This is a genomic window from Rhodopirellula sp. UH5 (assembly GCF_056839225.1).
In genome coordinates, this window is the sequence record NZ_CM166390.1 from 7,010,127 (window position 1) to 7,022,859 (window position 12,733).

Consider the following 12,733-nt stretch of genomic DNA (forward strand, 5'->3'; position numbering starts at 1 on the left):
CTCATTGGACTTCCTCCGATCGTTGTGACTTCGCCGATCGTTGTGACTTCGCCGCTTGTTGGGCAGCTTGCCGGGCGTTTTGTTGAACACTTTGTTGAGCACCGCGAGAATTGCAGAACTCGTCGTAACGCAGCCAGCGTTCCTCCTCCTTCAGTTCCATCGTTTGGTGGTCTGCCAATGCTTTCTCGTCGTCGTCCTTGGACGGTTCTTCCGAATCGGTCTTCGGCTTGCCATCAAGCAATTCCTGAATCAGTTCGTTTCGCCAGGCCTCGTCGCGAGCACGCAGTTTCGCCTCGTCCTCCAACCGGAACATCGGACGACCGTCGATCCATGTCTGTTCGCAACGCGAAGTCGTCGACATCGGGGGGCCACTCCAAACGACCAAGTCCGCCTCTTTGCCGACTTCGATCGAACCCACACGGTCTTCGATCCGAAGTTGTTTGGCCGGATTCAGCGTGACGAACTTCAACGCTTCCGTTGGTGGCACGCCGCCATACTTGATGGCTTTGCCAGCCTCAGTGTTGAGGTGCCGTCCCATCTCAGCATCATCGCTGTTGTAAGAAACCACGATGCCTTTGTTGTGCATCAAAACACCGTTGTAAGGAATCGCATCGTAGACCTCGAACTTGTAGGCCCACCAATCTGCGAAGGAGGATGCCATTGCACCGTGCTCCACCATCCGGTCAGCCACTTTGTAGCCTTCCAAGATGTGCTGCAACGATCCAATCCGAATCCCGAATTCATCAAGCACATCCAGCGTCGCCATGATCTCGTCCTGGCGATAACTGTGACAGTGAATCCAACGCTTGCCATCCTGAATCTCCACCAGCGTTTGCAGCTGCAAATCCACTCGTGGCGGCAACGTGTCGCGTTGCCCCGAACTCCAGCGACGATGCGCCCCGGCATACTCGCGGGCCGCCAGGAATTGGTCGCGGAGCAATTGCTCGACTCCCATTCGCGTGTTGGGGTAACGCGACGTGTTTCGCTTGACGTTTTCGCCGAGTGCGAACTTGATCCCCAGCGGAGCGTCTTGGAACCGGAAGTCATCCATCGAATCTCCCCAACGGAACTTCACCACTTGGTTTTGGCCTCCGATCGGATTCGCAGAGCCGTGCAGGATATTCGCGGTCGTCACCCCACCGGCCAACTGCCGATAGATCGTGATGTCGGTGTTGTCGATGAAGTCACCGACGCGAACTTCCGACGTGACGACTTGTCCGGATTCATTGATGCCCCCGTCAGTCGCCGCGTGCGAGTGGCAATCGATCAGACCCGGAGTGATGTGTTTGCCCGATGCATCGATGATCGTGCAGTCTTCCCCCGTCGGCACCGTGATGTGTTCGTCGACGGTGACGATTCGGCCGTTTTCAACCAGCACATCCATCGGTGTTTCCGGGACTCGGAGGTCGTCGCGATCCTCACAGGTCCAAACCAAAGCCCCTTGAAATAAGACTCGCGTCACGGGAGCGACCGGTTCGCTTCGCCCATAAACCCCGAGAGGACGAACAACTTGCAGTTCTTCAACAACAGGTTCGTCCGCCGCGGATTCTTCGGGGGCCTGCTCGGGCTCTGCCGATGCCACCTCACCTTCTGGAGGTTGTTCGCCATCCGCATCCTTTGAATCGTCAGAGTCCTCGCTTTCGACGTCCTTGTCTTCAGGGGCCTCGTCGTCAGACGCCTTTTCATCCGTTGACTCTTCTTCGGGTGTCTTGTCGGAGTCCGTTTCGGGTTCAACCCAACTGGTCTCAAAACGCCGGGCTGGCTTCCCGATCGGATAGAACTCGATCGACAGCGGCTCGGATTCGGATACCTTCTCCAACGATTTGGCACCCGAACGAATCACCACTCGGTGCGTGCCTTCGGGCAATCCGAGAGCCTGGCACAAAGCGTCTTCCGAATCCTCGCAAGTGATCTGGCCAGCGAACTGATCCAATCGTTGAACGATCTTCTTCAGTTTTTGCTTGCTGGTCTGCTCCTTGGGTTCCTCGTCCTTGTTCTCTTTCGAGCCTTCCTCTTCCGATTTCGTTTCGTCTGAGGCATCGGACTCGCTTTCAGTGTCCGACTCTTCGTCGTCCGTTTTGCTGCTGGCGGTGTCGCCATCAACCGATTCGTCGCTCGACTCCTTCAGGTTTTCTTTCTCGCCTTCGAGCACTTCTTCGTCCGTCTCTTCCTTGGGGGTGGTGCCAATCAAATCTGCCGACAAGCGGCCGTCTTTTTGTGTGATCGCGAGCTTCACTTGGGTTGCCGAATCCGCCGGCATCCGAAGCTTCCACGAGCCGACCAGCGACGCCACTTTGGTCTCGGGCTCCTCGTTGACAACGAACTCTTGGCCGTCGACCAGGACCTTCCAAACCTTCGTGTCTTTTTCAAACAGATCGCCACTCGCGACAATCAAATTCGCAGACATCCCGGCGGCGATGCGGCCATGCGACCGCTCCAGCCCCAGCATTCCAGCCGGTGTGGTGGTGAGCGCGGCGATGGCGTCGCGACGTGACAACCCTCGTTTGACTGCCGTTCGCAAGCGAGCCAGGAACTTGCCCGGATCATCCAGCCGATCGGTGGTCAAACAAATGGTCGCGCCTTGGCGAACCATTTCGGCTGGGTTCGTGGGAGCGAACTTCCAATCCATCAGGTTGACCAGGTCCACTTCACGAGCGGACTCGGGCGTCGCCACGTCGGGGGCCTCTGGAAAATCCAACGGCAACAACAGCACACGATCCAGAGCCGCGATCGCTGCCGCCTCGCGGTACTCTCGGCCGGACCCGCGGACGATGGATCGCAGCGAGAACTCGTTCGCAATCTTCTGAGCTCGCAGTGCCATTCGTTCGTTCGGGCAATCAAACACGAACGTCGATCCAACCAACGCCTGATGCAATGTCTGCAACGTTTCGCTGTGATCCGGTTGCGGCAACGACGGATTCGCGTCATGGGCCGCTGACGCATCACGGTACCACTGCGCGTCGTACAGCGACTGGCGAAGCAGTGCCACCGCGCCCATCGGTGAGTTGGGATATCGTTCCCCGGAATCGTTTCCGCGTGGCACGGACAGCGCGGCCGTCATCCATTTCAGATCCGCAATGCGTTGCGGCCCTGCGTGCGAGTTGTCGGGGTCGTCCTTGGATTCATTCAGCGACCACACCGAAGGCTGCCCGCCAAGGATGCGTCCTTTTGGTGCCAGCACCGTCGTCGTGAACCCTTGGCTGCGAAGCTTGCCGGCATCTGGAACGCTCGACAAATCGCGAACCTTGCGATTGGCCACGATATTTGCATTCCAATAGTCATCGCCTGAGGTCAATGAGTCACTGGGAACCTCTTGCCAAGCGTTGATCCATCCGGCGTAAATGGTCTTGCCCGAGCAATCCACGACGCGACACCCAGGTGGTGGTTCGATCGAATCACTCACCGCGACAATGCGACCAGCGCGGATCAGAACATCGCCCGTGGACGCGTTCTCATCCGAGTCCTTGGCTGAATCCTCCGACCCCAGGTCTTTCAGGTAGTGATCGGGATTGGCCACCAGCGTTGCTCCGGTCAGCAACACGTCGGTGGGAGAATGGGTGCGAAGCCCCACGACGGGGGCCACTCCACGAATGTCTTGGCCGTGAGCAACGACGGCGAGACACGCCACCGAAATGGTCAGCATCAGCCGACCCAAACAATTGGTAGATCTCAATGAACTCACTCGATTGAGGTTTGCGGACAACGATCGCCAGGCACATGCAATCCGTCTGCACCGAGCGCGGTAGGTCCGCCAGAAACGCAACGGTCGAGAACAGATTGGGCCGTCGCAGGATAATCGCTCCTGCAGTTCAACGCGAACCGCTCACTCCGAGGGCGTTTGAGCCCTCCGCAGAGCCTTGGTGAGCAACCGATCGAACGTGGACGCAAACGCCTTTTTGTCCTTGGGGCCATAAGGGGCGCTGCCGCCGGTTTCGACCCCCGCACCGCGAAGATCGTCCATGAAATTTCGCATCGAAAGGCGACTGGTGATGGTCGCGGGAGAATACTCTTCGCCGCGGGGATCGATCACAAACAGACCTTTTTCGACCAGCAATCCCGCCAGGGGCAGGTCCGCTGTCACCGCCAAATCCCCTTTTTCACCGTGGTGGACGATGTACCGATCCGCTTGATCGGCTCCCTCGCGAACCACCACCGACCGAACGGTCGTCGCGTTGGCAGGCACTCCCACCGGGGCGTTCGCGACCAAAATCGTTACCACGTCCAAACGTTTTGCGGCACGGAACACAACGTCCTTGACGTCTCGCGGTGCCGCATCAGCATCGATCCAGATTTTCACTTCATCAGGTTCCGGTGTGAATGTCAGTTCCGTTGGGCTTGATTCACCCAATGGATGAACGAGAAACACCTGACGGCGCCACAACAGAGAATCGGTTTCGGTTTAAACTAGCCGCTTCCAACCGACCTTCCCACCTCTGACTCCGGCATCACCATGAATCAACTCCTGGTTTCTCGCCACGTTCCTCGCTGGACACAACGCCACGTCGCGTTTGCCCTCCTCGCATCCGCGTTGCTCGGGGGGATTCAGCCTCTCGCGACCTCCGCCGATGAGCCCGGCAAAGCCAAGCGGCCCAACATCGTCTTTGTGTTTTCCGATGACCATGCATTGCAAGCCATCGGCGCGTATGGATCCAAAATCAATCAAACGCCGAATCTGAATCGAATTGCCAACGAAGGCGCCGTGTTCCACAATTCGTTCTGTGCCAATTCGATCTGTGGCCCTTCGCGAGCCTGCATCCTGACGGGCAAGCACAGCCACATCAACGGTTTCCTTCGCAACGGCAACCGCTTTGATGGCTCGCAAGTCACGTTTCCCAAACTGCTGCAGGACGTCGGCTACCAAACCGCGCTGATCGGCAAGTGGCACTTGGGCACCGATCCTGTCGGTTTCAATCACTGGGAAATCCTGCCCGGACAAGGCAATTACTACAACCCTGACTTCATCCAGATGGATGGATCACGTAAACGATACACCGGTTACGTCACCGACATCATCACCGAGAACACGTTGAATTGGTTGCAGAACGATCGCGACGAAGACCAGCCGTTCGTGTTGATGTGCCAGCACAAAGCTCCTCACCGAAACTGGTCGCCTCCACCACGTCACTTTGATTTGTACAAGGGTGTGGAGGTCGCCGAACCAGAAACGTTGTTCGACGATTATGCGGGCCGCTCCAAGTTGCTGCACGAAAGCGAGATGTCGCTGGAAAACCATTTCTATTGGGGGCACGACATGAAGTTCCATGGCGAGAGTTTGTTCCCTGAACAATTCTTGCCACGTCTGGGCAACGCGGAATATGGCCGCATGAACGAGGAGCAAAAAGCCGCGTGGGACGCCGCTTACGAGCCCGAGAACCAGAAGTTCATCGCTGACATGAAAGCTGGCAAACTGTCCAGCAAAGACGTCACCAAATGGAAGTATCAACGCTACATCAAGGATTATCTCGGTACCGTTCAGGCGGTCGACGACAGCGTTGGTGAATTGCTGGCCTACCTCGATGAATCAGGCCTCGCCGAAAACACGATCGTGATCTACAGCAGCGACCAAGGGTTCTACCTCGGCGAACATGGTTGGTACGACAAACGCTGGATGTTTGAAGAATCGCTTCGCATGCCGTTCCTGATTCGCTGGCCCGGCGTGATCGAACCTGGCACCCAGAGCACCGCGCCGATCCAGAACATCGACTACGCGCCCACCTTTTTGGAGGCCGCCGGAGCAGAAATCCCCGAGGCCATCCAGGGACGCAGCATGGTGTCGATGATGAACGATGGCTGCCGTGCATCCTCGACTTGGCGGGATGCGGTGTACTACGCGTACTACGAGAACGCGGCTGTGCACATGGTCCCCGTTCACGATGGCGTGCGAACCGAGCGCTACAAGCTGATGTTCTTCCCGCGAAGCCGCGAATGGAACTTGTTCGATTTGGAAACGGACCCCCTCGAATTGAAGTCCGTCCACGGCGAACCAGAATACGCCGAAATTTTGGCCGGCTTGAAAAAACGTTACGTCGACCTGCGTGATTTGTATGACGTCAACACAGCCGTCATTCCCGCCACGCGTGGCGATGAACCGGGCTGGCAAAAGCGTAACATGGCAATGTCCAGGCTGGCGAAAACAGCGAAGCCCAAATTGGCCTTCATCGGCGATTCGATCACCCAAGGCTGGGAAGGCCGTGGCAAGAAAGTCTGGGAAGACAATTACGCCCCGTTCGACACGATCAACTTGGGCATCGGAGGCGATCGCACCGAGCACATCGTGTGGCGGCTCACACATGGCAACCTCGGCAAAATTCAACCGGAAGTCGCCGTGCTGATGATCGGCACCAACAACACCGGTCACTTCATGCAGGACCCAACCCAGATCGCGGAAGGCGTGGAAGAAATCTTGTCGATCCTGCAAGAGAAATTGCCGGAAACCAAGATCGTGTTGCAAGCCATCATGCCGCGAGGCAAAACCAAGATGGACTTGATGCGGCTGAACAACATCGCCGTCAACGATCGGATCGCGAAGATGGCCGATGGCGAGAACATTGTTTACGTCGACTTGGGCGATCACTTCCTCAACGAAGACGGCACGATCGATCCCGCGATCATGCCTGATTACCTGCACCTGTCCGAAAAGGGCTACGAGATCTGGGCCGACGCCTTGGCACCGACGCTCGAGTCGCTTGGCCTCTGATGTGGCATAGGCGTCCAGCCTGTGATCGTCCTCTGCGAACCGAACGATGTGAAGTTCGGGCAACCCCCACCCAGGGCATCCATTTCGATGGGTGCCCTTTTTTCGTGCGATTTCCGCAACTAGCCACATTCCCTCGCCCCTCGAATCCGACGGATTGCCGTGGCGATGAAGCCTCGCTTCCCGGTAATCTCACCGAGCCATTCCGCCTCGACTTCCCGGATATCCACTCGCAAACCAAGATGAAAATCGCCCTGGCTTTCTCTGGTGGTGGCGTTCGCGCCACCGTGTTTCACTTGGGTGTTCTTGCGCGACTCGCACGCGAAGGCTTGCTGGGAAACGTCCAGATGATTTCCAGCGTTTCTGGCGGCAGCCTCGCCGCAGGGCTGGTGTTTTCTGCAACGAACAATCGCTGGCCAAGCAGCGAGGAGTATCTTCACGAAGTCGTCCCAAAAATCCTGCGTCTGCTGACCACCCAAAACCTGCAGCGATCCTATGTGATCAAGTCGTTGATGTTCCCCTGGCAAATTCTCAGTGGTCGCGCCGCAGTTTTGGGCGACGAGCTGGAACGCCGCTGGCAAATTCAAGGTGACTTGGCCGACCTGCCCGAATCGCCTCGCTGGTTGATCAACGCGACTTGTTATCAAACGGGAAAGAACTGGCGGTTCCAGCGTGATTTGATGGGCGACTATCAAACCAAGTACATAGTGGATCCCAAGTTTCGGCTCTCACACGCACTGGCAGCTTCCGCCGCCGTGCCTGGTTTGATCGGCCCGTTGATTGTGAAGGCCAAGCACCATCGCTGGCAAGAAATGCGAAACGATGAATGGCATTCCATCCCGGCCAAGTACAAACGGCTTCACCTTTGGGATGGTGGCGTGTACGACAACCTCGGTGTGGAAGCCTTGTTCAAGCCGGGCACTGGTTTGGTCGACGGCACCGATTTCCTGATCGTCTGCGATGCCTCGCGACCACTGGGCAGTGAATCGCGTCGATCCAAGTGGCGTCCCGGGTACCTCAAGGCCTCGATGCGACTGGTCGATGTGGCCACCGATCAAGTCCGCAGCCTGCGTGCTCGGATGCTGATTGATCACTTCAAGAAAAACCCCGGCAGCGGCGCCTACCTGCGACTCGGCCTGAAGAGCAAGCGGTCAACGCTGCGTGCCCATCAACCCGCGGATGCTGCCGCCAGCACTTCCGGAATTCGCGAATCTCATTGGACGGAGCAGCCCTCGCTCACGGACGAAGAAGTCGATCGCGTCTCCAGAATTGAGACGACCCTTCGCCGGTTGAACCACCAAGAGTTCAGCCTGCTGTTTCGGCATGGCTACGAAGTCGCCAATGGAACGCTGGCTCGCTACGGTGGGGAATCGCTCGACCAAGTCCCCCGCAGTCGGGTCCTGTTGCGAGCCGCGTGAGCGGCACGCATCATCGCCAGGTTTGACGCTGCAGTCGAGCGATGGTCCTGGGACACTGTGCCACGGATGCCGCAGGGCATCGCGGACGGTTCGCCGTCCATCGCCTTCGTGGCCATGCCGTGGAAGCCGATCCTTGTCGTTGGCGTTTGTGGTTGTTCCGATTCCCCGCAGCTTTCGCGGGCTGATAAAGTGGAGGACGTTTTTGTGTCTCTCCCTTTGTAGCCTAGGATTTGCCGTGACGTGCTCGAATCAACTCCGTCGGAAACTCGTGTTGACCGATGGGATGTTCTGGATGGCGAGCGTTTTGGCATGCTCGCTTTTGAACGCCGCAGGCAACCCTGTGGCTGCCGCACCTCCTTTGGAGGCCGGTGGCCAAGCCAAGCAAGCCGATGATCGCCAGGGCTTTGTTGAGTTGTTTGATGGCAAAACGTTCGACGGTTGGGAGCACAGTGGCAACTGGCGAATCGAAAACCGGGCTTTCTTTCGTGCTGCTGGCGGTGGACCACTCACTTACAAGCACCAATCCGTTCCGGATGACTTCGAGCTACGGTTCGATTGGAAAGTTTCCAAGGCTTGCAACAGCGGCATCTATTACCGGCCCGGTCAAGTCGAATATCAGGTGCTTGATAACGTGGACAGTCCCTACGGAGAGAACCCACGGCAATCCGCGGCTTCGTTGTTCTTCTGCATGGCGCCGTCCAGAGATGCAACACGTCCCGTGGGCGAATGGAATCGAGGGAGGGTGGTCTGCCAGGGAACCGTGATTCAGCATTGGCTCAACGGGCAAAAGGTTCTGGACTTTGACTACACGGATCCAAAGTGGGCCGAGATGGTGGAGTTGTTGGCGATCCGGGGTGGCGATCTCACTGGCCGTGGCGGCGAGCTTTGGCTCCAGGACCACGGTCAGCCGGTTTGGTATCGCAACCTACGTTGGCGAGAAATTCCAAGTGGCGAGACCCTTCGCCCATCGCCCGATTTCCAGCCGATGCCAATTCCGCCAGCGGCACTGGCGAAGGAGCAGCAGCGAGTGCAGGCCATGCTGGAAAAAGCAAAGTCGAATTGAGCGTGTCGGGAGTGAATCCACTGCTCGGAGCGATTTTCTGGATGGTGCCACCCACAGGATTTTCTGGATGGTGCCACCCACCATCCGGGAGGCGCACCATCCGGGAGACGAAGTTGCTTCAGTCCCGAAGGGACGACACGCAGTGGCCACGGGCGTCAGCCCGTGGAGTTGAGGCAAGCCACATTCAGCAAGCCCCGGAGGGGCGGCAGGTGCCTGGATCTGGCGTGAAACCGGCCGTTCCTTCAGATGCAGATGGTGGGTGGCACCTTGCAGGATTTTTTGGATGGTGCCATCCACCATCCGGGAGGCGCACCATCCGGGAGACGAAGTTGCTTCAGTCCCGAAGGGACGACACGCAGTGGCCACGGGCGTCAGCCCGTGGAGTTGAGGCAAGCCACATTCAGCAAGCCCCGGAGGGGCGACAGGTGCCTGGATCTGGCGTGGAACCGGCCGTTCCTTCAGATGCAGATGGTGGGTGGCACCTTACAGGGTGGCACCTTACAGGGTGGCACCTTACAGGGTGGCACCTTACAGGGTGGCACCTTACAGGGTGAATGGTGGGTGGCACCTTACAGGGTGGCGGGTGGCACCTTACAGGGTGGCGTTGTTGGCGCATGAAAAAAGCCCCGCTAAAAAGCGGAGCTTGATGGGCGATGAGGGACTCGAACCCCCGACATCCTCGGTGTAAACGAGGCGCTCTAGCCAACTGAGCTAATCGCCCGTTCAGAAAGTCATGGACTTTTCTGGGGTGTGCCCGGACTGGTTCAGCAGTCCAGGCCTGTGGCATCGGCCAGGTTCCGTTTTAACAACGGAGTGACTCGGCGCTGGTGGTTCTGTTCGCACGGTCGCAACTTGACGTGCGACAGCCGATCAGCGGGACAACATGCGGGTGCGTTTGTTGCGGCGTTCGGCACGCAGGCGGGCGCGGCGATTGGTTTCGCTCGGCTTTTCGTAGAACTCGCGGCGACGCATCTCTTTTTTGATACCGCTTCGCTCGACCAATTTTCTAAACCGGCGGACTGCCTCCTGAATCGTTTCCCGATCACGCACCAATAACTTTACCATTGCCGCTCCGTAAACCCTTTCAATTCAATCGTTTGCATGGTCCAAATCCTCCAAGTCGAGGAATGAAGTGTCGCGTCCGAGCAGCAGTAAATACCACACTCGTCGCGGTGAAGGCCGCGAATCATAACGACCTAACACCGCACCCCACAACCGAGGAAACGGAAAGTACGGCCGTTTTATGCCGAAAACGCCGCTTTCAACCTTGATCTGAAACCACTGTTTCGATCGTGCGTGAACCTGGGCGTTTTGGCGTCGCTGAGTCATCTCGGTTCATCGAGCCTTGAACGGCCGCGTCGCAATGCTGCGGGGCCGCCAAGACGCTTGTTAGCCGAGGCGTGATTCACCAGTTTCTGGTTTATCGGGTTCAGGCAGCGGCTCTCGTGAGGTTTTCCATCGGAACCGTTTCACACCGGACTCCGTCGACCCCGTAATAAACCATGGATTTGGTTTTGAGGTCAGCAATCGCGGTGAGTTTGACGCTTCGGGGACCGTGCAAGCAGAAGTAAAGGCCGCAGGTGGCTCCTCGCCGAACCACTTCCCGCTGAGTCAGCGGGAACTGATGGGGTTCAAGGTGTCCCAATTCGCACAGTTTGTCTTCGACTTGGCGACGCAGTAGCGGCAAATCGATCGTTTCGAGAGAATACCCGATCATCAACATCCTTTCGTCCAACGGGGAGTCTGATGCCGATGGTGTCACGCCTCCACGGCGTGACAGTTTGTCCCTGGGTGACAGGGGCCATCTGGTCACTGCGAGCATCAGACGCCGACGGTATCGACGCGCCGGGCGGAGAATCTTCGGGGCGATCTGGTTCAGGTCCGGTCGTGCGGCCAACCCGATTGAAATTCATTCCTATTGCACCCGTTGTGGCAGTCTTGCGCGATTAGACGGGGGGAGCCACTCCAGTCGATCAGACGGTTCACCCGCGTTGGTCGCTCCGGATCGCCGCCGCTTCAGCAAAAAACGCAGCGTCGGCCAGAATTTCTCAATCTGGATCCCCAGCTTCTCAATCTGGATCCCAGCTACTGGGCATTCTGGGCCGCGGTCACCACATCCTTGCGGGGCACGACGCGGTGAAAGTGCAGGTGGACTTCGCGATCGACCACGCGGCGCAAGCCTTCGACCAAACACGCCGGTTCATTTTCGGACTCGCCCTGAGCGATGATTTTGTCCAGGGGAGTGCCTGGAACGACTGAGAACGTTCGCTGGTTGATCGTTTGATTGCCAGCATCCAGTTCGGGAATGATGAAATGGCAGGTGGCCCCAAACGTCAGCATCCGGGCGTTGTGGGCGTCGTGATACGGGCGGAATCCTGGGAAACCAGGCAGCAACCCGTGGTGAAGGTTGATGATCCGTCCGCCTGCGAATTGCCAGCAGGCGTCGGCAGGCAGAATCCGCATGTAGCGAGCGAGAATCAGGTAGTCGATGTCGTATTCATCCAGGGTGGCCAGGAGTGCGGCGTCATCGACCGCTCCCGTGCCATCGCCGATCATCCGGAAGTCAGAGTCGAATTCGTCCGCGAGAAACCCGAGTTTCTTTCGGTTGGAGATGATCACCGGCACTTCGGCGGCTATTTGGCCGGAGGCAACTGCCTCCAAAACGGCTCGTGGTGTGTGCTCCACATAGGTGCAGGCCACGGCCAATCGTGGGCGACTCGAACGAGCGTCGGGGCTCCAGGCCCGGATGGACAACCCGGTGTGTTCGCCGATTTGTTTCATTTCGTCCTGCAACTGCGTGAACAATCGTTGCGGGTCGGGGCCAGCGTCGAACTGCAGGCGGCAGAGCATCGCGAAAAGTTCTTCCTCGTCGTGGTCATACATCTGGATTTCGGAAATCCGAGCCCCTCGCGCGGTGACGTGGTGAATGATCGGATCTGCCAAACCGGAGTGATCCGGTCCCAAGGCGGTGATGACGACTTCCATGTGGAGGCTTTTGCGAGGAAACTGTTGGCCCGACGAATTTGCAAATTATCACATTCGACCCAATCATGCCCACCGCATCCAAGTTGCCCGTCGCCACGCCGCCCTCGGTCACTGGCCGTCGCCGATCCGATTTTCCCGCCGATGCGAATTTGTGCGATCATTGCACAGCGAAATGCTGTCATTACTTCGCGCTGCCGATCGACGAGCCGGTGACGCGAAAAGATTTTGACTTCATGCGGTGGTATTTGCTGCACGATCGAGCCACCGTGTTTGTGGACGAGGACACGTGGTACTTGCTCGTTCACACGACTTGCAAGCACTTGCAAGACGATTATCGATGCGGCATCTACGACACCCGGCCTCAAATCTGTCGTGAGTACACCACGAAGGAATGTGAGTTCGAGGACGACTGGTGCTACGAGAAGTACTTCGAAACGCCGGAGCAAATCGACGAGTACGCTGATGCCCTGTTTGGCCCGCAGTTTCCCGAAGGAGCCGACCGGGACATCGACTCGATCCGCAGTCGACGGCCGACGGGACTCCCGGTCGTTGGGTAGCGGAACTCGTCAAGAG

General features: G+C 57.9%; 9 protein-coding genes and 1 tRNA gene. 4 read left to right on the forward strand and 6 right to left on the reverse strand.

What is annotated here, in order from left to right:
- Position 1: 1 nt before the first annotated feature.
- Both UH5x_RS25140 and UH5x_RS25145 read right to left on the reverse strand, forming a co-directional pair.
- Complete coding sequence (locus UH5x_RS25140) at positions 2 to 3,643, reverse strand: amidohydrolase family protein (protein WP_482634055.1); 3,642 nt, start codon at positions 3,641 to 3,643, stop codon at positions 2 to 4.
- A 180-nt stretch (positions 3,644 to 3,823) separates the two neighbouring features.
- Complete coding sequence (locus tag UH5x_RS25145; protein WP_047817434.1) at positions 3,824 to 4,297, reverse strand: YaiI/YqxD family protein; 474 nt, start codon at positions 4,295 to 4,297, stop codon at positions 3,824 to 3,826.
- A gap of 153 nt (positions 4,298 to 4,450) precedes the next feature.
- On the opposite strand from UH5x_RS25145, the gene UH5x_RS25150 reads away from it, so the two are divergent.
- The 3 genes from UH5x_RS25150 to UH5x_RS25160 all read left to right on the forward strand — a co-directional run bounded on the left by UH5x_RS25150 (position 4,451) and on the right by UH5x_RS25160 (position 9,175).
- Positions 4,451 to 6,697 carry a sulfatase/phosphatase domain-containing protein gene (locus UH5x_RS25150; RefSeq protein ID WP_482634056.1) on the forward strand — a complete coding sequence of 749 codons (2,247 nt, stop codon included), beginning with the start codon at positions 4,451 to 4,453 and terminating at the stop codon, positions 6,695 to 6,697.
- Between the two features lie 239 nt (positions 6,698 to 6,936).
- Positions 6,937 to 8,112: a patatin-like phospholipase family protein gene (locus UH5x_RS25155; protein ID WP_482634057.1), complete on the forward strand. Its 1,176-nt coding sequence runs from the start codon at positions 6,937 to 6,939 to the stop codon at positions 8,110 to 8,112.
- Positions 8,113 to 8,347: 235 nt separating this feature from the next.
- Entirely contained in the window at positions 8,348 to 9,175 is an 828-nt protein-coding gene (locus UH5x_RS25160; RefSeq protein WP_482634058.1) for a 3-keto-disaccharide hydrolase, read from the forward strand.
- A gap of 647 nt (positions 9,176 to 9,822) precedes the next feature.
- On the opposite strand, the gene UH5x_RS25165 is transcribed toward UH5x_RS25160, so the two are convergent.
- The 4 genes from UH5x_RS25165 to UH5x_RS25180 form a co-directional block, all read right to left on the reverse strand.
- Positions 9,823 to 9,896, reverse strand: a tRNA-Val gene (locus tag UH5x_RS25165).
- Between the two features lie 149 nt (positions 9,897 to 10,045).
- The gene (rpsU, locus tag UH5x_RS25170) at positions 10,046 to 10,240 is read right to left on the reverse strand and encodes a 30S ribosomal protein S21 (RefSeq protein ID WP_007338941.1); all 195 of its coding nucleotides are present in this window, start codon (positions 10,238 to 10,240) and stop codon (positions 10,046 to 10,048) included.
- 364 nt (positions 10,241 to 10,604) lie between these two features.
- Entirely contained in the window at positions 10,605 to 10,892 is a 288-nt protein-coding gene (locus tag UH5x_RS25175; protein WP_236696727.1) for a hypothetical protein, read from the reverse strand.
- Between the two features lie 368 nt (positions 10,893 to 11,260).
- Positions 11,261 to 12,160 carry a formyltransferase family protein gene (locus UH5x_RS25180; protein WP_047817294.1) on the reverse strand — a complete coding sequence of 300 codons (900 nt, stop codon included), beginning with the start codon at positions 12,158 to 12,160 and terminating at the stop codon, positions 11,261 to 11,263.
- Between the two features lie 65 nt (positions 12,161 to 12,225).
- Between UH5x_RS25180 and UH5x_RS25185 the strand changes: the two genes are divergently transcribed.
- Positions 12,226 to 12,717, forward strand: coding sequence for a YkgJ family cysteine cluster protein (locus UH5x_RS25185; protein ID WP_482634059.1), 492 nt, complete (start codon positions 12,226 to 12,228; stop codon positions 12,715 to 12,717).
- Positions 12,718 to 12,733: the final 16 nt, after the last annotated feature.